Below are 20,736 nucleotides of genomic sequence, written 5' to 3' on the forward strand. Positions count from 1 at the left end.
GCACCGCACATATTCGTCTATCGACGAACAGGCCAGGACCGCGCTCGGCGGGTCGCGGCCGAGGGCAGCGAACAGGACCGGAGCGAGGACGTGAGCAACTTCAACGAAGAGACCGTGCTGTCGGTCCACCACTGGACCGACAACCTCTTCAGCTTCAAGACGACCCGCAACCCGTCGTTCCGCTTCCGCAACGGCGAGTTCACGATGATCGGCATCCCGGTCAACGGCAAGCCGCTGCTGCGCGCCTATTCGGTGGCCAGCGCCAACTACGAGGAGGAGCTGGAGTTCTTCTCGATCAAGGTCGACAACGGCCCGCTGACCTCGCGCCTGCAGCACCTCAAGGTCGGCGACGCCGTGATGGTGAGCCGCAAGGCCACCGGCACGCTGGTGATCGACAACCTCCACTCCGGTCGCAACCTGTTCCTGCTCGGCACCGGCACGGGGCTCGCGCCCTTCCTGAGCGTCATCAAGGACCCGGAAACCTACGAGCGCTTCGAGAAGGTGGTCCTGGTGCACGGCGTGCGGCAGGTGGCCGAGCTGGCCTACGGCGACATGATCACCGAGCACCTGCCGCAGGACGAGCTGCTGGGCGAGATCCTGCGCGACAAGCTGGTCTACTATCCGACCGTGACGCGCGAGCCCTTCCGCAACACGGGCCGCATCACAGACCTGCTCGCCTCGGGCAAGATCAACGACGACCTCGAGCTCGACCCGCTGGAGGCCGAGCACGACCGCGTGATGATGTGCGGCTCGCCCGGCATGCTGGTCGACACCAAGGCGCTGCTGCTCGACCGCGGCTTCATCGAGGGCAACCACGGCGAGCCCGGCCAGTTCGTGGTCGAGAAGGCTTTCGCGGAGCGCTGATCTGTCTCAGGGTGGGTCGTGCGCGTCTCCGACATCAGGATCTATCCGGTCAAGGGCCTGCGGGGTCACTCCGTCCCCGGGGCCGTCGTCCACCCGTGGGGCCTCGAGGGCGACCGGCGCTACATGGTGGTGGAAGCCGCCTCGGGCCGCTTCCTGACCCAGCGCCAGCTGCCCCGCATGGCCGAGATCGCGGCGCATCTCGGGCCGGACGGCCTCGAGCTGTCGAATCCCGACACCGGCCGCGTCATCGTGATGGAGCCCGGCCCGCAGGCGCCGTCGCGCTCCGCGACGGTGTGGAGGGACATCGTCGCGGCCCGCGACGCCGGCGACGAGGCCGCGGCCTTCCTGTCCGCCGCGCTCGGCACGGCGTGCCGGCTGGTCCACATGGCCGATCCCGCGGCTGACCGCCCCGTCGACCCGGACTTCTCGGCGCCCGGCGACCATGTCACCTTCGCGGACGGCTTCCCGCTGCTGGCCACCAGCGTCGCCTCGCTGGAGGACCTGAACGGCCTCCTGCCCCATCCGGTGTCGATGGACTGCTTCCGCACCAACGTCGCTGTGGACGGGGCGGCGCCCTGGGCGGAGGACGGGTGGCTGAGCCTGCGCATCGGCCCCGTCCCCTTCGACGGCGTCAAGGACTGCGCGCGCTGCGCCGTGACGACCGTCGATCAGTCGACGGGCGCCCGCTCGCCCGAGAACGAGCCCCTGCTCACGCTGAGCCTGTTCCGCCGCAAGGCCAAGGGCCGCATCATCTTCGGCCAGAACCTGATCCCCCGCGGCCCCGGCCGCATCGCGGTCGGGGACGAGGTCGCCGTGGCCTGAGGCCGGCGTCTTCAGGCGCCGAGCCGTTCGGCCGCTCCGCTCGACGCGTGCGGCAGGCCGAACACGCGCCAGCTCTTCAGGCTCGCCCAGGCCTTGCGGTCGAGGCGGAACCGGTCGGACGCCGTCAGCCCCTGCCCGTCCGCGGCCGGGTCGAGCCCCGTCCCGCAGGACGAGAAGCCGCACTTCTCCAGCACACGCCGGAACGCGGGGTCGAGCACCCGCGCCGAGGCCGACACCAGCGGCGTCGCGGTCAGCATGAAGGCGGCGTCCACCGTCGCCTGCACGGCTTCCGTGGCGAGGCCCTGCCCCCGCGGACCCTCGTCGAGCCACACGCGCAGCCGCAGGCCGCAGTCCTCGGCGCGCCCGCGCACGGGCGCGAGCTCCACGGCGCCGATGACGGTGCGGTCGGCGCCGCGCCCGGTCAGCAGCAGGTGCAGCGCGCGGCCCGCCGCGCCCGCCTCGCGCCACGCCGTCAGCGCCGCGGCGTGCCGGTGAGGGTCGCCCTCCGCGGCCTCGGGCGGGGCGGCGGCGACGTCGGAAGCCTGCGGGCAGCGCAGCCACAGCCGGCGGGTCTCGAGGCGGAAGATGTCCTCGCGCGCGATCTCGGGAAACATGCCGGACCTCCTGAGCGGGGGCTCCGCGCGATGCGGACCCCGGAAAACGACGAAGGGGGACGTGGATGCCCACGTCCCCCTGAGAGCCTTTCGGCCCGTCGCTGTCCGGTCCGGGTGGGGCGCGTCCTGCGCTCCCTGAGGGACCTTCCACCGGGGTGTGTGAGCACCGGTGGGATCCCTCGTGAACCCCACCTTATTCGGCGGCCTGCGCCGCTACGGTGTTCTGGAGGACCGCGATATAGGTGCGGCCATCGTGCTTGCGCTGGAACTCCACGGTCCCGTCGCACAGGGCGAAGAGGGTGTGGTCCTTGCCCATCCCGACGTTGGCGCCCGGATGCCACTTGGTGCCGCGCTGGCGCACGATGATGTTGCCGCCGCGCACGGCTTCGCTGCCGAATTTTTTCACGCCGAGACGGCGGCCGTCGGAGTCGCGGCCGTTGCGGGACGAGCCGCCAGCTTTCTTATGGGCCATGGGGAATGCTCCTCAGTTCTGTCGAGGCCGGGGACCGCCGCGGAGACTCGGAGTCTCCGGCCCGGCGGGCCGGCCGTGGAAGGGGTCGAAGGCTCGCCGGCCTCAGGCCGAGGCGGCCTCCGCGGCGGGCGCGGCGTCGGCCGCGGGGGTCGTGCGGGCCCGGCGGGCTTCGCGGGGGCGGCGCTCCTGGCCGGCGAGCAGGATGTCGGTGATGCGGACCACCGTGAGATCCTGACGATGCCCGCGCTTGCGCTTGGAGTTCTGCCGGCGGCGCTTCTTGAACGAGATGGCCTTGGGGCCGCGCGTCTGCTTCACGATCTCGGCCGCCACGGTGGCGCCCTCGACCAGCGGAGCGCCGACCTGCACGGTCGTGCCGTCGCTGTAGCTCAGCACCTGATCGAACGTGATCTCCGCCCCGGCTTCGCCTTCGAGCGTCATGACCACGATCTCGTCGTCGGCGGCGACCTTGTACTGCTTCCCGCCGGTCTTGATGACTGCGAACATCTTTCCGTACCTTCGATCCCGATCGGCTCTGCCCATCCGCTCGCGCGGGGACGGCCGTCTTCTTGTGCAGGGTGACCCGCTGATTGTCGGCCTGGAGCGGCGCGGCGCGCCTGCGCGCCGATGCCGGACGGCGGCGATGCCGCCGCTCCGACCAGCCGTGGTGGATACGGGGCCGGACCGCGCCTGTCAACGTGATCGCGCCCTCGACGCGGGCGCGATCGCGGCTACACTGCGCCGAACACCAGGGGGGATCACCATGAGCGCGGTCATCACGGTCTTGTACCCGAACGCCGAAGACGCGACCTTCGACATGGATTACTACCTCGGCCGGCACATGCCGATGGTGCAGGAGCGCTTCGGCGCCCACGGCATGACGGGCTGGCGCGTCGAGCGCATCACCGGCACGCCGGCGGGCGAGCCCGCGCCGTTCAGCGTCAAGGCCACGCTGGAGTTCGGCAGCGCCGAGGGCTTCGCCGCCGCCCTGAGGGCGGAAGGCGGCCCGGTGGTCGGCGACGTGCCGAATTTCACGACGCTGAAGCCGCAGTTCCTGATCGGCGAGTCCGTCGGCCACGGCTGATCCGCTGTCCCCGCCCGGCCCGCCGCTCGCCGCGCTGCACGGCGTCGGCCGGCGCTTCCCCAACGGCACCGTGGCGCTCGACGGCCTCGACCTCGCCCTGCGCGAGGGCGAGGTCCTGTCGCTGCTCGGCCCGTCCGGCTGCGGCAAGTCGACCGTGCTGCGCCTCCTCGCCGGCCTCGACCGCCCCACGACCGGGCGGATCGCCTGGGCGGGCGGGCGGCCCGAGGTGGGCTACGTGTTCCAGGACGCGACGCTGATGCCCTGGGCGACGGCGGGCGACAACGTGTACCTGCCGCTGCGCCTGCGCGGCGTCCGCCGCGGCGACGCGGCGCCCCGGGTCGCGGAGGCGCTGGCGCGCGTCGGGCTCGGCGCCTTCGCGCGCCACCGGCCGGCGGAGCTGTCCGGCGGCATGCGGATGCGCGTGTCGATCGCCCGCGCGCTGGTGGTGCGCCCTCGATTGCTGCTGATGGACGAGCCCTTCGCGGCGCTCGACGAGATCGCGCGCCTGCGCCTCAACGACGACCTCGCGGGCCTGGTCGCGGGGCTCGGCACCACGATGGTCTTCGTCACCCACTCGGTCGGCGAGAGCGTCTACCTGTCGGACCGGGTCGTGGTCATGTCGTCGCATCCCGGCCGCGCCGCGGCCGAGCTCGCCGTGCCGGGCCGCCTCGGGCGCACGCGGGCGTTCCGCGCGACGCCGGCCTATGCGGCGCTGTGCGGCGAGGCCGCGGCGGCGCTCGCCGCCGCGATGGCCGACGAGGACGCGCTGTGAGGGACGCGCGGATCGGCGGGGCGGAAATCGGAGTGAGACGCCGCTCAGAAGGATGGCGCCGTCGCCGAACTATTGCATAAAAGGGCGAATCGAGCCCTCCGGGTGACGGACGAGGGGAGGACGCGTGAGCCAGCAGATCGCGCACGGGGGCGCTCATCAGGGCGACGGCCAAGCAAGCCCATCCACTGCCGACGACGGCGCGCACTAGGGCCTGCACCGGTTCGGGGCCGCCGCCTCCCTCGGGGCGCTCGGCATCGTCTACGGCGACATCGGCACGAGCCCGCTCTACGCCCTCAAGGAGGCCGTGAAGGCCGCCATGGCGCCGGCCGCCCAGCCGGAGGCCGCGGCGGTGATCGGCGCCGTGTCGGTGATCCTGTGGTCGCTGATCCTGGTCGTGTCGATCAAATACGCCATCCTGATCATGCGGGCCGACAACCGCGGCGAGGGCGGCATCGTCGCCATGCTGGCGCTGCTGCGCGCCCGCGAGGCCCAGCCCGGCACTTGGCGGGTGGGCCTGCTGGTGTTCGGCCTCATCGGCGCGGCGCTGCTCTACGGCGACGGCGCCATCACGCCCGCCATCTCGGTCCTGTCCGCCGTCGAGGGGCTGAAGGTGGACGCGCCGTCGCTCGCTGCCTTCGTGCTGCCCATCACGATCGTCGTGCTGATCGTCCTGTTCCTGGCCCAGCGCTTCGGAACGGGCTCCATCGGCCGAATCTTCGGGCCCATCATGCTGGTGTGGTTCGCGGTGCTGGCGGCCCTCGGCGTCTACGGCATCGCCAAGGCGCCGGAGATCCTCCAGGCGGTCAATCCCTGGGCGGCGCTGGGATTCATGATCCACGCCGGGCCGGCCGTGTCCTTCGCGATCCTCGGCGCGGCCTTCCTGGCCGTGACGGGGGGCGAGGCCATGTACGCCGACATGGGCCATTTCGGCGCCACGCCGATCCGCGTGTCCTGGTTCGCCGTGGTGCTGCCCTGCCTCGTGCTGAACTATTTCGGCCAGGGCGGGCTGCTGCTCGCCGAGCCGGCCTCGATCGACAACCCCTTCTACCAGCTCGCGCCCGACTGGCTGCACTACCCGCTCGTGGTCTTCGCCACCGCCGCAACGGTGATCGCCAGCCAGGCCATCATCTCGGGCGCCTTCTCGCTGACCCAGCAGTCGATCCAGCTCGGCTTCCTGCCCAAGATGCACCTCGTCCACACGGCTTCCGAGGAGATCGGGCAGATCTACCTGCCGGTGGTCAACTGGCTGCTCGCGGCGGCGACGCTCGGCGCCGTGCTGGCCTTCGGCTCGTCGGACGCGCTGGCGGGCGCCTACGGCATCGCGGTCTCGGCGCTGATGGCCATCACCACGGTGCTGGCCGCGCTGGTGGCGATCCAGTGGGGCTTCCCGCCCGTCGCCGTTGTGGCTGTCAACGGCGCCTTCTTCCTGATCGACCTCGTGTTCTTCTCGGCCAACGCCGTGAAGCTGCTCGAAGGCGGCTGGTTCCCGCTGCTTCTGGCGCTGGTCGTCGCCTTCCTGATGCTCACCTGGCGGCGCGGCAACCACCTCCTGGAGAAGCAGCGCGCCGAGATGCGCGAGCCGGAGTCGAAGCTCGTCGACGCCTGCGGCATCAACGCCTCCGGGGTGCGCCTGCTGCGCCTGCCCACCTCCGCGGCCTACCTGTCCGCCGGCACGACCGGCCTGCCGCTGCCGCTGTCCCACTTCGTGCGCACCAACCGCGCCGTGCAGAAACGCGTGCTGCTGATCTCGGCCGTGACGACCGAGCGCCCCCGCGTGCCGCTGGAGAAGCGGGCCCAGGTGGTGCCGCTCGGCCAGGGCATCGACCGGCTGATCCTCACCTACGGCTTCGACGAGGCGCCCTCCGTGCCGGAGGGCCTCGCCTTCGCGCTGGACCGCGGCCTTCTGGAGGACATCGATCCCGAGAACATCACCTACATCGTCGGCCGCGAGACCGTGATCCCGTCGCGGGCCCGCGACGGCTTCGCGCGCTGGCGCAAGAAGCTGTTCGCCTTCATGGCGCGCAACTCGGAGCACACGGCCGTGTATTTCGGCGTCCCCACGGCGCAGGCCGTCGAGCTCGGGCTCGAGATCGAACTCTGAAGGCGCTCGCCCCGTTGGGGCCTCGCACCAGCGGCGAGGCTTCACCATGAGCGAGATCGGAACCGTCACCCTGCCCGGCGGCCGGCGCGTGCCGGCGCTGGGCCAGGGCACGTGGCGCCTGGGCGAGGACCCCGACCGCCGCGCCGAGGAGGCGGCCGCGCTGCGCGCCGGGATCGAGCGCGGCCTGACGCTGATCGACACCGCCGAGATGTACGGCGAGGGCGCGACCGAGTCCTTCCTCGGCGAGGCGCTGGAGGGCCTGCGCGATCAGCTCTTCCTCGTGTCCAAGGCCTACCCGCAGAACGCCGGCCGCGCGCGGCTCAGGCGCGCCTGCGAGGGCAGCCTGAAGCGGCTCAAGGCCGAGCGCCTCGACCTCTACCTCCTGCACTGGCGCGGCAGCGTGCCCCTGGCCGAGACCGTGGACGCCATGGAGGCGCTGCGCGACGAGGGGCTGATCGCCGCCTGGGGCGTGTTCAACTTCGACGCCGACGACCTGGAGGACCTTCTCGACGCCGGCGGCGACGGCTGCGCGACCGACCAGATCCTGCTCAACCTCGCGCGCCGCGGCCCGGAGTTCGACCTCTTGCCGCTCCTCGACAAGCTGTCGATGCCGGCCATGGCCTACAGCCCCGTCGAGCAGGGGCGCCTCTTCGGCCATCCCGCGCTCGACGCCGTCGCGGCGCGCCACGGCGCGACCGGGCTGCAGGTGGCGCTCGCCTGGCTGCTGCGCCGGCCGGACACGATCGTGATCCCCAAGGCCGGCACGGTGGCCCACGTCGAGGAGAACCGCGCCGCGGCGGACCTGCGCCTCACGGACGCGGACCTCGCCGACCTCGACCGCGCCTTCCCGGCCCCGGCCCGCAAGGTGCCGCTGGAGATGCTGTGACGGCTCTGCCGCCCGTGCGCTGACGGTCAGCGTCCCGCCAGCGCCATCACGGACTTCTCGCGCCGCCGCTCCACCGAGGACGGGATGCGCAGGCTTTCCCGGTATTTCGCGACCGTGCGCCGCGCGATGTCGATGTCGGCCGCCTTGAGCTTCGCCACGATGGCGTCGTCCGACAGCACGTCGGACGGGGTCTCGGCCTCGATCATCTGCTTGATGCGGAAGCGCACCGCCTCGGCCGAATGGGCCGCGCCGTTCATGGTCGAGGCGATGGAGGCCGTGAAGAAGTATTTCAGCTCGAAGATGCCGCGCGGGCTCGCCATGTATTTGTTGGACGTCACGCGCGACACGGTCGACTCGTGCATGCCGATGGCGTCCGCCACGGCCTTGAGGTTGAGCGGCCGCAGGTGCTGGACGCCGTGGGCGAAGAACGCGTCCTGCTGGCGCACGATCTCGCTCGACACCTTCAGGATGGTGCGCGCCCGCTGCTCCAGGCTCTTCGTCAGCCAGTTGGCGGTCTGCAGGCAGTTGGCCACGAAGCTCCGGTCCGCGTCGCTGGCCCCGCGCACCACGCGCGCCCGGTAGGTCTGGTTGACCAGGACGCGGGGCAGCACGTCGGTGTTGAGGTCGATCAGCCAGGAGCCGTCGGGCGCCGCCCGCACGGTCACGTCCGGCACCACGGTCTGCACGGGACCGCCGCCGTAGGAGCGGCCGGGCTTGGGATCGAGCCGGCGGATCTCGCCCACCATGTCGGCCAGGTCCTCGTCGTCGACGCCGCAGATGCGCCGCAGCGCGGCGTGGTCGCGCCGCGCCAGGAGGTCGAGGTGGCCGACCAGGGCCGCCATGGCGGGATCGAAGCGGTCGCGCTCCTTGAGCTGCAGCGCGAGGCACTCGGCCAGCGAGCGCGCGCCGACGCCCGTGGGGTCGAAGCCGTGCACCACGCCGAGCACCGCCTCGACGCGCGCGAGCGCGACGCCGAGCCGCTCCGCGACGGCGTCGAGGGGCTCCGACAGATAGCCGGCCTCGTCGACGGCGTCGATCAGGCTCAGGCCGATCAGGCGGTCGACGGGGTCGACCACGGCGAGGTGGAGCTGGTCGGCGAGGTGGTCGTGCAGCGAGGGGCGCGAGGCGACGTAGCGCTCGAGGCTCGACGCCTCGCCCTCGGCCGAGGGCGGCGCGCCGGTCCAGGAGGTGGCGGACAGGCCCGCCATGTCGCCGGCCGGGTCCGCGACGGGGCCGGCGCGCTCGCCGTCGAAGCTGTTCTCCAGCTCCGTGCCGAGGCCGGACTCCAGCGCGCCCCGGTCGGTCTCGAACTCGTCGCTGGTCCAGTCGGACTCGGCGGGATCGCCGCTCGGCGCGGCTTCCGCGGACGGCTCGTGCTCGCGCGGGTCGTGGGCCTCGTCGACCCTCTCGAGCAGCGGGTTGCGCTCCAGCTCCTCCTCGATGAAGGACGCCAGCTCGAGATTCGACAGCTGCAGGAGCTTGATCGCCTGCATCAACTGCGGCGTCATCACCAGGGACTGGCCCTGGCGCATCACGAGCTTGGCCGAAAGCGCCATCCGGTCCCCGTTCCCACGCCGTGCCGCGGCGGCGGCGTCCCTGCGGACGGCGCCGTCGGTCCGTCATATCATGGTTTTGCGTAAAGGAACCGCCTTGCGGCGTTTCGGCCCCGATTTTGCATTCGGCTCGCTCCCGCTACATGCGGAAGTCCTGCCCGAGGTAGAGGCGGCGCACGTCGGGATGGGCGACGATCTCGTCGGCCGTGCCCTCGGTCAGCACGTGGCCCGAGTGGATGATGTAGGCGCGGTCGATCAGGCCCAGCGTTTCGCGCACGTTGTGGTCCGTGATGAGCACGCCGATGCCGCGCTGCTTGAGGTGGCGCACGAGGTCCTGGATGTCGCCGACCGCGATCGGGTCGATGCCGGCGAAGGGCTCGTCGAGCAGCATGAAGGACGGGTGGCCGGCGAGCGCCCTGGCGATCTCGCAGCGGCGCCGCTCGCCGCCCGACAGCGCGATCGACGGCGACTTGCGCAGTCTGGTGATGGAGAACTCGTCGAGCAGTTGGTCGAGCTCGCGGTCGCGCTGCTTCCTGTCCGGCACCGTGATCTCCAGCACGGCGCGGATGTTGTCCTCGACGTTGAGGCCGCGGAAGATCGAGGCCTCCTGCGGCAGGTAGCCGATGCCGAGGCGCGAGCGGCGATACATGGGCAGCGCCGTGACGTCGTGCCCTTCGAGCTGGATCATGCCCTTGTCGGGCTTCACGAGGCCGGTGATCATGTAGAAGACGGTGGTCTTGCCGGCGCCGTTCGGCCCGAGCAGCCCCACGGCCTCGCCGCGCCGCACGTTGATCGACACGTCGTGGACGACCTTGCGGCCCTTGTAGGCCTTGCCGAGGTTGTACACGCCCAGCATGCCCTCGGGCGACAGGTCGCGCCGCGTGCCCGGCGCCATGTCCCAGGCGGGATCGCGCGCGTAGTCGTCGTCCGGCGCCTGCTCGTCGGCGTCGGCACGGTCCGCATAGGCGGCTCCCCCCTCCGCCATGTCCGGGTCGGGCCAGGCGCCGTCGGCGAGGTCCTCGGGGAGCGGCTCCTCCGCCCAGGCCGGGTCTGGGGGCGAGGGCGCGAACCCCGGCTCGCGGCGCGGTGCCGGGGCCGGCTCGGGCGACTGCTCGGCCGGGGCGCGCCCGAACAGGCGGCGGAGCCCGCGCGGCTTCGTGATGGTCTGCGACACGGTTCAGCCGAGCCCGTTCGCCTGCCGCGCGCGGGAGGCCGTCACTGCGTCGCCTCCGCGTCGCGGGCCGCAGCCTCGCCGCCGCCCTTGGCCGGGCGCGGCTTCGACTTCGGCGCGGGGGCGCCCGCGGCGCCGGGCGGGCCGCCGCTGCCAGGCGTGAAGACGCTCGACACGCGGCCGCCGTTGGTCTGGCCGGAGAAGACCTGCGCCTGGCCGGACGTCATGTCGTAGATCAGCCGGTCGCCCTGGGTGACGTTGGTGCCCTGGCTCAGCGTCACGTTTCCGTTGAGGTAGACCTTGTTCTCGGCCTTGTCGTAGGTGGCGTGATTGCCGGTGCCGACCTGGTCCTTGGAGATCAGCGTCACGGGGCCGTCCGCCTCCATGTGGCGCACGGAGCTGTTCCCCGCCGCCGGAGCGGCGCCGTCGGTCGGCGTCGCCGGCGCGGTGGCGCCGCCGGCCGCGTCCCTCTGCAGGTCGATGTTGAGCTTCGACGCCTTCATGGTGGAGTCGCCCTGCACCACGACGACGTTGCCGCTGTAAATCAGCCTGTTCTCCTTGTTGAGGAAGTCGAGCTTGTCGGCGGAGATGTTGACGGGCTCCTTGGAGCCGCTGCCGGGCAGCAGCGGCACGCCCGCGGCCTTCTTGGGCGCCGCGTCGGCGGGCGCCGGCTTCTTGGCCGCGTCGTCGACGAAGGGGATGGCCGTCGGGCTCTTCAGCTTCTTCGCGGCCTGCGCGACCGCGGGCGTGGCGAGCAGCGCCGCGGCGGACAGGAGCAGCGCGCGATGCGTGGCGTGGCGGATCACTGGCCCGTCCCCTTCAGGCTGGCGGTCGTCGTGGCGGCGGCCGAGGCCGGCAGCACGGTGGTGTGGACGTGGCCCTCGAACACCACGTGGGCGCCGTTGTCGGTCATGTGCATGCTGTCGGCCGTCACCGTGCCGGTGCCGTTGACCACGGTGAGGGGCTCGCGCGTGTCGACGAGGCCCGTTTTGAACTCGATGAAGGCGCTCTGCATGTGGGCGTCGAGGCCCTTGTCGCTCGTGAGGCGGATGGCGCTCTTGAGCTGCATCGTCTCCTTGGAGCTGTCGTAGAGGCCCGCCGCGGACACGATGTGGACGACGCTCCGGTCCGCCATGGTGACGTGGGCGTCGATGTCGTGCAACTCCAGCTGGCTCGGCGTCTTGGCGTCCTGCACGGCGGAACTCGCCACGAGGTCGTAGGGGCGCCCGTCCGAGCGGAAGCCGGTCAGCTTCGGGTGCTCCATCGTCACCTTGCTGCCGGACAGGCCGACGCCGTCGACCGACACGCCCGGGATCACGGCGCGGAACGGGTTGAAGAACGCGAAGGCGATCACCGCTACCGAGCCCAGCACGGCGCCGGACAGCACGAGGCGGCGCAGGAGGCGCACCCGCGCAGTGTGGCGGCCCGCCGCCCGGAAGGCGTCGCGACGCTGGCCTGCGGCGTCGGGCGGCTGGGCCGCGGCCCGCATCTCAGGCCGGGGCGGTCGTCCGGGGGCAGTGGCGATGTCGGTCATGCGCTCGCGTTGTCACGGGGAGCCACGATGATCCCCGTCCGCCGTGGCGGAGTTGTGGCCGGCGGCACGGGTTTCGCATGGCGGGCTTGCGCGACCGTGTCGCGCGCTCCCCGCGCCATGGGGATCGCCGCTACTCGTGCGAGAAGATGTCGCTGTCCGGCCAGCCCATCAGGTCGAGGCGGCAGCGCGTCGGCAGGAAGTCGAAGCAGCTCTGCGCCACGGCGGCGCGACCTTCGCGCTCCAGCATGGCGTCGAGCCTCCCCTTGAGGGCATGGAGGTGCAGCACGTCGGAGGCGGCGTAGCTCACCTGCGCGTCGGTGAGGGCGTCGGCGCCCCAGTCGGAGGACTGCTGCTGCTTCGAGATGTCCACCCCGAGCAGCTCCCGGCACAGCTCGCGCAGGCCGTGCCGGTCCGTGTAGGTGCGCACGAGCTTGGACGCGATCTTGGTGCAGTAGACGTTCTCGGCCATCGTGCCGAAGGCGTTGAACATCACGGCGATGTCGAAGCGGCCGAAGTGGAACAGCTTCAGCACGGCCGGGTCCGCCAGCAGGCGTTGCAGGTTCGGCGCCGCGGTCTGGCCCTTGGCGACCTGCACGAGGTCGGCGGAGCCGTCGCCGGTCGACAGCTGCACGACGCAGAGCCGGTCGCGGTGCGGCTTCAAGCCCAGCGTCTCGGTGTCGATGGCCACGCTGGTGCCGGCCCGGTAGTCGGGCGGCAGGTCGCCCTTGTGCAGTCTGTTGGCCATGTCGGCTTTCGCGGTCGGGGCCGGCCGGGGCCGGGGATCTCCCTCATAACCCCGACCGCCGCCGGAACGGAAGCCGCTCCGGGCTTCACGCCGGGGGCCGCCGTCGTGCTATGGACACCGCTCAGCCGCCCGGTCCGGGGCGACGGGGACCACCATAGCCAGCATGCGCCTGACCTTCGTCATCGCCAGCGCCGTCGGGGTCGCGGCCGCGGTCGCGCTGGTGGCCTTCTACGGCTGGCAGCCGATCCTCGAGGCCGTGCGGGCGGTGGGGTGGGGCGTGCTGCCGGTGTCCTTGGTGCGCGCGGGCGAGGCCGCCGGGGCGGCCGTGTGCTGGTGGCTGCTGCTCGACCGGCAGAATTCCGAGACGCTGCGCGCGACGCTGCTGCTCCGCTGGGTGCGCGAGTCCGTGAACGCCCTGCTGCCCGTGGCGCAGGTCGGCGGCGAGGTCGTGGGCGCGCGCCTCCTCACCTTCTGGGGCGTGCCGAAGAGCCTGGCCGCCGCCTCCGTGCTGGTCGACCTCCTGGCCCAGACCGCGACGCAGTTCGTGTTCACGCTGATCGGCCTCGCCCTGCTGGCCGGTGTCGAGGGCGGCGGGCCCATCGTGCGCTGGGTGGGGCTCGGCCTCGCCATGCTGGGGCCCGCGCTCGCGGGTTTCTTCGCGGCCCAGCGCTTCGGCGGCGCGCGCCTGCTCGACCGCGCGCTGCGCCACTTCACCGACGACCCGCAGTGGGCCGCGGTCGGCGGCGGGCTCGAAGCCCTGAACGAGCGCCTCCTGCGCATCTATCGGCGCCGCTGGCGCCTCGCGGCGGTCTTCGCGCTGCATTTCGCAATCTGGTTCTTCGGCACGCTGGAGGTTTGGACCGCGCTGCACTTCATGGGGCAGCCCGTCCACTACAGCACGGCTCTGGTGATCGAGAGCCTGGGCCAGGCGGTGCGGGGCGCCGCCTTCGTGGTGCCGGGCGGCATCGGCGTGCAGGAGGCCGGCTTCGTGGCGCTCTGCGCGCTGTTCGGCATACCGGCCCCGGATGCCATCGCCCTGTCACTCGCCAAGCGCTTCCCGGAGGTGGTGCTGGGGCTGCCCGGCCTCGGCGTGTGGCAGTGGCTGGAAAGCCACCGGGCGCTGAAGGGCGGCGCGAGCCTCGGCGCGCACCGCCCGTCCGAGCCGAGCGCCCCGGCGCCCCGGCGCCTGTGAGGCCGCGCCGCGGCTCCCCTCCCGACGAGGACCTTCCCGCATCCCGATCCTGACGCTCTTCCTGCTCGCCCTGGCCGGGGCCGGATGCCTTTACGCGCTTCTCGCCGCCGCCCTGGTGGCCCGCGACCTCGGCGGAGCGCGCCGGCGCCCCGCACCGCCCGCGGGCGGCTGGCCCGGCGTCAGCCTGCTGAAGCCGCTCTACGGCGACGAGCCGGACCTCGACCGCAACCTGCGCTCCGCCTGCCTTCAGGACTATCCCGGTCCCGTCGAGGTGATCTTCGGCGTCGCGGAGTCGGGGGACGCCGCCGTGCCGGCCGCCGAGCGGCTGCGGGCGGAGCTGCCGGAGCGCGACATCCGCCTCGTGGTCGACGGACGCCGCCACGGCACCAACGGCAAGGTGTCCAACCTCGCCAACATGCTGGACCGCGCGCGCCACCCGGTGATCGTCTTCGCCGACAGCGACATGCTGGTCGGGCCCGACTACCTGTCCCGCGTCGTCGCGGCCCTGGAGCAGCCCGGCATCGGCGCCGTCACCTGCCTGTACCGCGGCGTGGCGGTGCCGGGGCTCTGGTCGCGGCTCGGCGTGAGCTGGATCGACCACCACTTCTTGCCCAACGTCGCGGTCGGCATGGCGCTGGGCCTGGCCAAGCCCTGCTTCGGCTCCACCATCGCGCTCACGCGCGACACGCTGGACCGCATCGGCGGCTTCCTCGCCCTCAAGGACCGGCTCGCGGACGACTACGCGGTGGGCGAGGCCGTCCGCGCGCTCGGGCTCGGCGTGGCGGTGCCGCCCGACCTCGTGCTCGGCCACACCTGCGCGACCGCGAGCCTCGGCGCGCTGCTGCGCCAGGAGGTGCGCTGGGTGCGCACGATCCGCTCGGTCGACCCCACGGGCTTCCTCGGCTCGGTCGTCACCCACCCGATCCCGCTCGCGACGCTGGCCCTCGCCGCCTCGTGCTTCGCGCCGGCCCTCACGGGCGCGGCCCTGGCGATGCTGGGCGCCGCTGTGACATCGCGGCTACTGCTCCAGATTATCGTGAACCGGGCGCTGAACACCGGAACGAATGGCCTTATTGTCGGCCCCGTCCGCGACTACGCGGCTTTCCTGGTCTTCCTCCTCGGCTTCTGGCCCGGATCGATCGATTGGCGCGGGCATCGCTTCGCGTTGCAGACCGACGGCTCGATGACGGCGCCCCCCAAAGCAGGCTCTTGATGCGCACTCTGTTCCTCCAGGCTCCCTCCTTCGACGGCTACGACGGCGGCGCCGGCGCGCGCTACCAGATGAAGCGCGAGGTGAAGTCCTTCTGGTACCCGACCTGGCTCGCCCAGCCGGCCGCGCTGGTCGAGAACTCCAAGCTGATCGACGCGCCGCCCCACCGCCTGCGCTGGGACGACATCGCGCCCCAGATCAAGGACTACGACCTCGTGGTGATGCACACCTCGACGCCGTCCTTCGACCAGGACATCCGCACCGTGCGGATGCTCAAGGACCTCAAGCCCGACCTCAAGGTCGGCCTCGTCGGCGCCAAGGTCGCGGTCGAGCCAAACCAGAGCCTCGAAGCCTGCACGGCGCTCGACTTCGTGGCGCGCGAGGAGTTCGACTTCACCATCAAGGAGGTCGCCGACGGCCGCGACTGGTCCAAGATCGACGGCATCACCTACCGGAACGGCTCCGGCGTGATCGTCGGCAACGCCGACCGCCGCATCCTCGAGAACATGGACGAGCTGCCCTTCGTCACGCCCGTCTACAAGCGCGACCTGCAGATCGAGAACTACTTCGGCGGGTACCTCAAGCACCCCTACATGTCGTTCTACACGGGCCGCGGCTGCAAGAGCCGCTGCACCTTCTGCCTGTGGCCGCAGACCGTGGGCGGCCACAACTACCGCACCCGCTCGATCGGCCACGTGATGGACGAGCTTCGCTACGCGCGGGCCGCCTTCCCGCAGGTCAAGGAGTTCTTCTTCGACGACGACACGCTGACCGACAACCTGCCGCGCGTCGAGGCGCTGGCGAAGGAGATCGGCAAGCTCGGCATCACCTGGTCCTGCAACGCCAAGGCCAACGTGCCGCGCGAGACCCTCAAGGTGCTGAAGGACAACGGCCTGCGCCTGCTGCTCGTCGGCTACGAGTCCGGCAACCAGCAGATCCTGCACAACATCAAGAAGGGCATGCGCACCGAGGTGGCGCGCCGCTTCACCAAGGACTGCCACGAGCTCGGGATCGTCATCCACGGCACCTTCATCCTCGGCCTGCCGGGCGAGACGAAGGAGACGATCGAGGAGACGATCAACTTCGCCAAGGAGATCAACCCTCACACGATCCAGATCTCGCTGGCGGCGCCCTACCCCGGCACCTACCTCTACAAGCAGGCCAAGGAGAACGGCTGGCTCTACGACGAGACGCAGGACCTGCTGACGGACGGCGGCACGCAGATCGCCCCGCTGTCCTACCCGCACCTCAACCACACCGAGATCTTCACCTCGGTCGAGGACTTCTACCGGCGCTTCTACTTTCGCGCCCCGAAGATCGCCTCGATCGTCGGCGAGATGGTGCGGAGCCCCGAGATGATGAAGCGCCGCCTGCGCGAGGGCGTCGAGTTCTTCCGCTTCCTGCGCGACCGCAAGGAAGCCGCTTGAGCCGAGGCTTCCTTCTCCCGTGAAACGGGAGAAGGTGGCCGGGCGAAGCTCGGTCGGATGAGGGGAACCGCGTCGCTCGGGCCTCCCCTCATCCGTCGCCGCTCCGCGTCGACACCTTCTCCCGCGAGCGGGAGAAGGGGCACGCACCATGCCCAAGCACCTCATCGTCACCGCCGACGACTTCGGCCTCTCGCCCCAGGTGAACGCCGCGGTCGAGCGCGCCCACCGGGATGGGATCCTCACGGCCGCGAGCCTGATGGTGGCGGCGCCCGCGGCCGTCGAAGCGGTTGCGGTCGCGCGCCGCAACCCGGGGCTCCGTGTCGGCCTTCACCTCGCGCTCGTCGAGGCCCGCCCCGCCCTGCCGGCGGCGGAGGTGCCGAGTCTCGTCGGGCCGGACGGCTGGTTCCGGCGCGACACGGCGCGCTTCGGCGCCGAACTGTTCTTCTCACCCCGCATGCGCCGGCAGCTCCTCCGCGAGGTCGAGGCGCAGTTCGCCGCCTACGCGGCGACGGGCCTGCCGCTCGACCACGTCGACGCGCACCAGCACTTCCACCTGCACCCGACCGTGGCGTCGGCGATGATCCGGGTCGGGCGCCGCCACGGCATGCGCTCGGTCCGCATCCCGGCCGAGCCGGCGGGGATCGTGCGCGCCGTCGAGCCCGGCTCGCCCCGCGCGCTGCCGGCCGTCACGGCGCCGTGGACGCGGCTGCTCGGCGCGCGGATGCGGCGCGCCGGCTGCGCGGTGCCTGCCCAGGTCTTCGGCCTGTCCTGGACCGGAGCCATGACGGAAGCGCGGGTCGCCGGCCTGCTCGACAGGCTGCCCGACGGCGTCACCGAGATCTACACGCACCCGGCGCTCGACGGCGACTACCCCGGCGCGGCCCTCGGCTACCGCTACCGCGAGGAGCTCGACGCCCTGATCTCGCCGCGCGTGATCACGGCGGCGCGCCGGAGCGGGGCCGCGCTCTGCGGCTACGGCGATCTCGCCTGAGCTTGCCGCGAGGCGCATGGGCGCTCTATCGGGGAGCGGCGAACACCTCGCCCGGGAGCGTCCCATGAGCCTCGACACCGTGTCGGAAACCCGCTGCTTCGGCGGGCGGCAGGTCACCTTCAAGCACGACTCCGCCGCGACCGGCACGCCGATGCGGGTCGCCGTGTTCCTGCCCCCGCAGGCGGAGCGCGGACCGGTGCCGGTGTTCTGGTTCCTGTCCGGCCTCACCTGCACGGAGGACAACTTCACGCAGAAGGCCGGCGCGCAGCGCCTGGCGGCCGATCTCGGCCTCGCCCTGGTGGCGCCCGACACCAGCCCGCGCGGCGAGGGCGTGCCGGACGACGAGGCCTACGACTTCGGCAAGGGCGCCGGCTTCTACCTCGACGCCACGGAAGCGCCCTGGTCGTCGAACTACCGCATGCGCGCCTACCTCGAAGGCGAGTTGCCCGAGTTGCTCGGGGACGCGCTGCCGCTCGACATGGGCCGGCAGGGGATCTCCGGCCATTCGATGGGCGGGCACGGCTCGCTCACGATGGCGCTGCGCGACCCGGACCGCTTCCGCGCCGTGTCGGCCTTCTCGCCCATCGTGTCGCCGATGAACTGCCCCTGGGGCGAGAAGGCCCTGTCGCGCTACCTCGGCGCGGACCGCGCGGCCTGGCGCGCCTACGACGCCTGCGCCCTGATCGCCGACGGCGCCCGCCTGCCAGAGATCTTGGTCGAGCAGGGCACCGCCGACCCCTTCCTGACGGAACAGCTCAAGCCGGACCTGCTGGAGGAGGCCTGCCGCGGCGCCGGCATGGCGCTGACCCTGAACAGGCGAAACGGCTACGACCATTCCTACTTCTTCATCGCGAGCTTCATCGCCGACCACCTGCGCTGGCACGCGGCCCGGCTGGGTCTGTGATCCCAGAGTTGCGGATCAGTCGGGGAACCCGCGTCGGGTGAGGGGCTTTCGGCGTCCAGGATGCGCCGCGCGGCGGACGCACGACATCGGACCGCTCCCATGAAACTCGCCACCCTGGCCGGCGCGCTCGGCCTCGCCCTCCTGTCCTCGGCCGCCCTCGCCCAGGATCCCGTCTACGCCACGCCGGCCGGCGGCACGGCCTCGCCGATCGACCGGCAGTTCGCCGGCCGGGCCGCGGCCTCGAACACCTTCGAGATCCGCTCGTCGCAGCTCGCCCTGCGCAAGAGCCGCGATCCCGCGGTGCGCGACATGGCGCGCTGGATGATCCAGAGCCACACGGCCGCGGAGCGCAAGCTGCTCGGCGCCGCGAGCTACGCCGATTACCTGGGCGGCGCCTCGCCGGTCGAGACGCCGATGACGGCCGACATGCTGGCCAACCTCGCCACCCTCGACGGCGCGGCCTTCGACAGGGCCTACGTCGACGACCAGGTGGCCGGGCACGCCATGACGGCGCAGCAGATGCAGGATTACGCCGTGCAGGGCAGCTACGCGCCGCTCCTGCGCTACGAAGCCTCGACGCTGCCCGAGGTCGAGGACCACCTCGCCCACTTCCGTTCCCTGCAGGCCCACATGGCGCCCGCGCCGTCCGACAACATGTGACAGCGCGACCGCTTCGAATCGCAGGCGCCGCCGGCTCCCGCCGCGGCGCCTTTTTCGTGCCTGCGCCGCCGTGCCGCTCCCTGGAACCAATCCAAGTTACGTCCGGTTTGCCCATCGAAGGAAGGCCGATGGTCCGCCGGGCGGATCTGGGCGTATGTGACGCTGAAGCGCCTTCCACCACAGCATGATGGACGGCATGAGCTCCTCACCCGCGTCCCATCCCGTCGGGATGGTGAAGATCCCCGTCAGCTTCACGCTGAACGGCGCGCCCACCACGGTCGAACTCGCCCCCTGGACGACGCTGCTCGACGCCCTGCGCAACCACATGGGCCTCACCGGCACCAAGAAGGGCTGCGACCACGGGCAGTGCGGCGCCTGCACGGTTCTGGTGGACGGCCAGCGCATCAACGCCTGCCTCACCCTCGCGGTGATGAAGGACGGCGCGGACATCCGCACGGTCGAGGGCCTGTCCGAGGGCGGCAACCTCCACCCCGTGCAGGACGCCTTCATCGAATACGACGCCTTCCAGTGCGGCTACTGCACGCCGGGGCAGATCTGCTCGGCCATCGGCCTGATCAACGAGGGCCACGCCCACACGGCGGAGGAGATCCGCGAGGCGATGAGCGGCAACATCTGCCGCTGCGGCGCCTACCCGAACATCGTCGAGGCCGTGAAGCACGTGGTCGACGCCAAGGCGGCCCGCCACCTGGAGGCCGCGGAATGAACCGCTTCGAGTACGTCCGCGCCACCACGGTCGCCGATGCGCTGCGCGCCAAGGCGGCCGACTCGCGCTCGCGCTTCATCGCGGGCGGCACCAACCTGCTCGACCTGATGAAATACGACGTCGAGCGGCCCACCACGGTCGTCGACATCTCGCGCCTGCCGCTGACCGACATCGAAGAGGGAGCCGATGGCGGTCTGCGCATCGGCGCGCTCGTGTCGAACAGCCGGCTCGCCTACGACGAGCGCGTGCAGGCGCGCTTTCCGCTGCTGTCCTCGGCCATCCTGGCCGGCGCCTCGGCGCAGCTCCGCAACGCGGCCTCGACGGGCGGCAACCTGCTGCAGCGCACCCGCTGCTACTATTTTTACGACACCGGCACGCCCTGCAACAAGCGCGAGCCCGGCACGGGTTGCCCGGCCGTCGAGGGCGTGAACCGCATCCACGCCATCCTCGGCACGTCGGACAAGTGCATCGCCACCCACCCGTCCGACATGTGCGTGGCCCTGGCGGCGCTCGGCGCCACGGTGCATGTCGAGGGGCCGTCCGGCGCGCGCGACATCCCCTTCGCGGAGTTCCACCGCCTGCCCGGCGACACGCCGCAGGTGGAAACCACCCTGAAGTCCGACGAGATCATCGTCTCGGTCGACCTGCCGGCGCAGGACTACGGCGCGCACCACACCTACCTCAAGCTGCGCGACCGGCAGTCCTACGCCTTCGCGCTGGTGTCGGTCGCGGCGGCGTTGAAGCTCGACGGCGGCACCGTGACGGAGGCCCGCATCGCGCTCGGCGGCGTGGCCCACAAGCCCTGGCGCGACGAGTCGGCCGAGGCCGCCCTCGTCGGCCGGACTGCCGGCGTCGACAGCTTCGCGGCCGTCGCCGACCAGATCCTCGCGCCGGCGGTGGGCCGGAGCGAGAACGGCTTCAAGATCGGCCTCGCCCGCAAGGCCATCATCCGCGCCCTGTCCCAGGCGGCTGCCGGCACCCCGCAGTCCCAGGTCGACAAGCGCGTGCAGTGA

Annotated in this window: 22 protein-coding genes; 14 read left to right on the forward strand and 8 right to left on the reverse strand. The window is 71.8% G+C overall.

All coding sequences use genetic code 11. The features are described from left to right. Nucleotides 1-90: 90 nt before the first annotated feature. Entirely contained in the window at nt 91-864 is a 774-nt protein-coding gene (locus L7N97_RS02355) for a ferredoxin--NADP reductase (RefSeq protein ID WP_237476773.1), read from the forward strand. Nucleotides 865-882: 18 nt separating this feature from the next. Further along, a complete protein-coding gene (locus L7N97_RS30110) occupies nt 883-1,686 on the forward strand; it encodes an MOSC domain-containing protein (protein ID WP_237476774.1) in 804 nt (267 codons plus the stop codon). An 11-nt stretch (nt 1,687-1,697) separates the two neighbouring features. Here L7N97_RS30110 and L7N97_RS02365 read toward each other — a convergent pair whose 3' ends face one another. The 3 genes from L7N97_RS02365 to rplU form a co-directional block, all read right to left on the reverse strand. Beyond that, on the reverse strand, nt 1,698-2,300 hold the full coding sequence (locus L7N97_RS02365; RefSeq protein ID WP_237476775.1) for a GNAT family N-acetyltransferase: 603 nt from the start codon (nt 2,298-2,300) through the stop codon (nt 1,698-1,700). Between the two features lie 193 nt (nt 2,301-2,493). Further along, nucleotides 2,494-2,772 carry a 50S ribosomal protein L27 gene (gene rpmA, locus L7N97_RS02370; RefSeq protein WP_237476776.1) on the reverse strand — a complete coding sequence of 93 codons (279 nt, stop codon included), beginning with the start codon at nt 2,770-2,772 and terminating at the stop codon, nt 2,494-2,496. Between the two features lie 102 nt (nt 2,773-2,874). Then, nucleotides 2,875-3,276 carry a 50S ribosomal protein L21 gene (gene rplU, locus L7N97_RS02375; RefSeq protein ID WP_237476777.1) on the reverse strand — a complete coding sequence of 134 codons (402 nt, stop codon included), beginning with the start codon at nt 3,274-3,276 and terminating at the stop codon, nt 2,875-2,877. 256 nt (nt 3,277-3,532) lie between these two features. Here rplU and L7N97_RS02380 point away from each other — a divergent pair, with 256 nt between their 5' ends. The 4 genes from L7N97_RS02380 (at nt 3,533) to L7N97_RS02395 (ending at nt 7,612) form a co-directional block, all read left to right on the forward strand. Further along, a complete protein-coding gene (locus tag L7N97_RS02380; protein ID WP_237476778.1) occupies nt 3,533-3,853 on the forward strand; it encodes an EthD family reductase in 321 nt (106 codons plus the stop codon). A gap of 70 nt (nt 3,854-3,923) precedes the next feature. Further along, nucleotides 3,924-4,625: an ABC transporter ATP-binding protein gene (locus L7N97_RS02385; RefSeq protein ID WP_237476779.1), complete on the forward strand. Its 702-nt coding sequence runs from the start codon at nt 3,924-3,926 to the stop codon at nt 4,623-4,625. Nucleotides 4,626-4,836: 211 nt separating this feature from the next. Then, nucleotides 4,837-6,726 carry a potassium transporter Kup gene (locus tag L7N97_RS02390; protein ID WP_237482006.1) on the forward strand — a complete coding sequence of 630 codons (1,890 nt, stop codon included), beginning with the start codon at nt 4,837-4,839 and terminating at the stop codon, nt 6,724-6,726. Nucleotides 6,727-6,772: 46 nt separating this feature from the next. Next, on the forward strand, nt 6,773-7,612 hold the full coding sequence (locus tag L7N97_RS02395) for an aldo/keto reductase (RefSeq protein ID WP_237476780.1): 840 nt from the start codon (nt 6,773-6,775) through the stop codon (nt 7,610-7,612). A 26-nt stretch (nt 7,613-7,638) separates the two neighbouring features. Here L7N97_RS02395 and rpoN read toward each other — a convergent pair whose 3' ends face one another. The 5 genes from rpoN to L7N97_RS02420 all read right to left on the reverse strand — a co-directional run bounded on the left by rpoN (nt 7,639) and on the right by L7N97_RS02420 (nt 12,615). After that, on the reverse strand, nt 7,639-9,168 hold the full coding sequence (rpoN, locus tag L7N97_RS02400; protein ID WP_237476781.1) for an RNA polymerase factor sigma-54: 1,530 nt from the start codon (nt 9,166-9,168) through the stop codon (nt 7,639-7,641). Nucleotides 9,169-9,304: 136 nt separating this feature from the next. After that, nucleotides 9,305-10,339 (reverse strand): LPS export ABC transporter ATP-binding protein, encoded by a 1,035-nt coding sequence (gene lptB / locus L7N97_RS02405; RefSeq protein WP_237476782.1) that lies wholly within the window; start codon nt 10,337-10,339, stop codon nt 9,305-9,307. Between the two features lie 41 nt (nt 10,340-10,380). After that, a complete protein-coding gene (gene lptA, locus L7N97_RS02410) occupies nt 10,381-11,142 on the reverse strand; it encodes a lipopolysaccharide transport periplasmic protein LptA (RefSeq protein WP_237476783.1) in 762 nt (253 codons plus the stop codon). After that, a complete protein-coding gene (gene lptC, locus L7N97_RS02415) occupies nt 11,139-11,870 on the reverse strand; it encodes an LPS export ABC transporter periplasmic protein LptC (protein ID WP_237476784.1) in 732 nt (243 codons plus the stop codon). The genes lptA and lptC overlap by 4 nt, the downstream gene beginning before the upstream one ends. A 130-nt stretch (nt 11,871-12,000) precedes the next feature. Next, on the reverse strand, nt 12,001-12,615 hold the full coding sequence (locus L7N97_RS02420; RefSeq protein WP_237476785.1) for a ribonuclease D: 615 nt from the start codon (nt 12,613-12,615) through the stop codon (nt 12,001-12,003). 163 nt (nt 12,616-12,778) lie between these two features. Here L7N97_RS02420 and L7N97_RS02425 point away from each other — a divergent pair, with 163 nt between their 5' ends. The 8 genes from L7N97_RS02425 (at nt 12,779) to L7N97_RS02460 (ending at nt 20,736) form a co-directional block, all read left to right on the forward strand. After that, nucleotides 12,779-13,807, forward strand: a complete 1,029-nt coding sequence (locus tag L7N97_RS02425) for a flippase-like domain-containing protein (protein WP_237476786.1) — start codon at nt 12,779-12,781, stop codon at nt 13,805-13,807. 49 nt (nt 13,808-13,856) lie between these two features. Continuing rightward, complete coding sequence (gene hpnI, locus L7N97_RS02430) at nt 13,857-15,020, forward strand: bacteriohopanetetrol glucosamine biosynthesis glycosyltransferase HpnI (protein ID WP_255721840.1); 1,164 nt, start codon at nt 13,857-13,859, stop codon at nt 15,018-15,020. Beyond that, a complete protein-coding gene (gene hpnJ, locus L7N97_RS02435) occupies nt 15,020-16,444 on the forward strand; it encodes a hopanoid biosynthesis associated radical SAM protein HpnJ (protein WP_237476787.1) in 1,425 nt (474 codons plus the stop codon). Before hpnI ends, hpnJ begins: the two co-directional genes overlap by 1 nt. A 148-nt stretch (nt 16,445-16,592) precedes the next feature. Further along, nucleotides 16,593-17,435, forward strand: coding sequence for a hopanoid biosynthesis-associated protein HpnK (gene hpnK, locus L7N97_RS02440; RefSeq protein ID WP_237476788.1), 843 nt, complete (start codon nt 16,593-16,595; stop codon nt 17,433-17,435). Nucleotides 17,436-17,499: 64 nt separating this feature from the next. Further along, a complete protein-coding gene (gene fghA, locus L7N97_RS02445; protein ID WP_237476789.1) occupies nt 17,500-18,339 on the forward strand; it encodes an S-formylglutathione hydrolase in 840 nt (279 codons plus the stop codon). 99 nt (nt 18,340-18,438) lie between these two features. After that, nucleotides 18,439-18,999 carry a DUF4142 domain-containing protein gene (locus L7N97_RS02450; RefSeq protein WP_237476790.1) on the forward strand — a complete coding sequence of 187 codons (561 nt, stop codon included), beginning with the start codon at nt 18,439-18,441 and terminating at the stop codon, nt 18,997-18,999. A gap of 196 nt (nt 19,000-19,195) precedes the next feature. Beyond that, entirely contained in the window at nt 19,196-19,723 is a 528-nt protein-coding gene (locus L7N97_RS02455) for a (2Fe-2S)-binding protein (RefSeq protein WP_428980951.1), read from the forward strand. Then, nucleotides 19,720-20,736, forward strand: a complete 1,017-nt coding sequence (locus tag L7N97_RS02460; RefSeq protein WP_237476791.1) for an FAD binding domain-containing protein — start codon at nt 19,720-19,722, stop codon at nt 20,734-20,736. The genes L7N97_RS02455 and L7N97_RS02460 overlap by 4 nt, the downstream gene beginning before the upstream one ends.

This window comes from Lichenibacterium dinghuense, assembly GCF_021730615.1.
Classification (GTDB): Bacteria; Pseudomonadota; Alphaproteobacteria; order Rhizobiales; family Beijerinckiaceae; genus Lichenihabitans; species Lichenihabitans dinghuensis.

Bases quoted from the DNA above. Each gene is read 5' to 3' on its own strand.
- L7N97_RS02455 (WP_428980951.1), top strand. From the start codon at position 19,196: ATGAGCTCCTCACCCGCGTCCCATCCCGTCGGGATGGTGAAGATCCCC.
- hpnJ (WP_237476787.1), top strand. From the start codon at position 15,020: ATGCGCACTCTGTTCCTCCAGGCTCCCTCCTTCGACGGCTACGACGGC.
- L7N97_RS02425 (WP_237476786.1), top strand. From the start codon at position 12,779: ATGCGCCTGACCTTCGTCATCGCCAGCGCCGTCGGGGTCGCGGCCGCG.
- L7N97_RS02450 (WP_237476790.1), top strand. From the start codon at position 18,439: ATGAAACTCGCCACCCTGGCCGGCGCGCTCGGCCTCGCCCTCCTGTCC.
- lptC (WP_237476784.1), bottom strand. From the start codon at position 11,870: ATGACCGACATCGCCACTGCCCCCGGACGACCGCCCCGGCCTGAGATG.
- fghA (WP_237476789.1), top strand. From the start codon at position 17,500: ATGAGCCTCGACACCGTGTCGGAAACCCGCTGCTTCGGCGGGCGGCAG.
- hpnK (WP_237476788.1), top strand. From the start codon at position 16,593: ATGCCCAAGCACCTCATCGTCACCGCCGACGACTTCGGCCTCTCGCCC.
- L7N97_RS02460 (WP_237476791.1), top strand. From the start codon at position 19,720: ATGAACCGCTTCGAGTACGTCCGCGCCACCACGGTCGCCGATGCGCTG.
- rplU (WP_237476777.1), bottom strand. From the start codon at position 3,276: ATGTTCGCAGTCATCAAGACCGGCGGGAAGCAGTACAAGGTCGCCGCC.
- L7N97_RS02420 (WP_237476785.1), bottom strand. From the start codon at position 12,615: ATGGCCAACAGACTGCACAAGGGCGACCTGCCGCCCGACTACCGGGCC.
- L7N97_RS02365 (WP_237476775.1), bottom strand. From the start codon at position 2,300: ATGTTTCCCGAGATCGCGCGCGAGGACATCTTCCGCCTCGAGACCCGC.
- L7N97_RS02380 (WP_237476778.1), top strand. From the start codon at position 3,533: ATGAGCGCGGTCATCACGGTCTTGTACCCGAACGCCGAAGACGCGACC.
- rpoN (WP_237476781.1), bottom strand. From the start codon at position 9,168: ATGGCGCTTTCGGCCAAGCTCGTGATGCGCCAGGGCCAGTCCCTGGTG.
- L7N97_RS02395 (WP_237476780.1), top strand. From the start codon at position 6,773: ATGAGCGAGATCGGAACCGTCACCCTGCCCGGCGGCCGGCGCGTGCCG.
- rpmA (WP_237476776.1), bottom strand. From the start codon at position 2,772: ATGGCCCATAAGAAAGCTGGCGGCTCGTCCCGCAACGGCCGCGACTCC.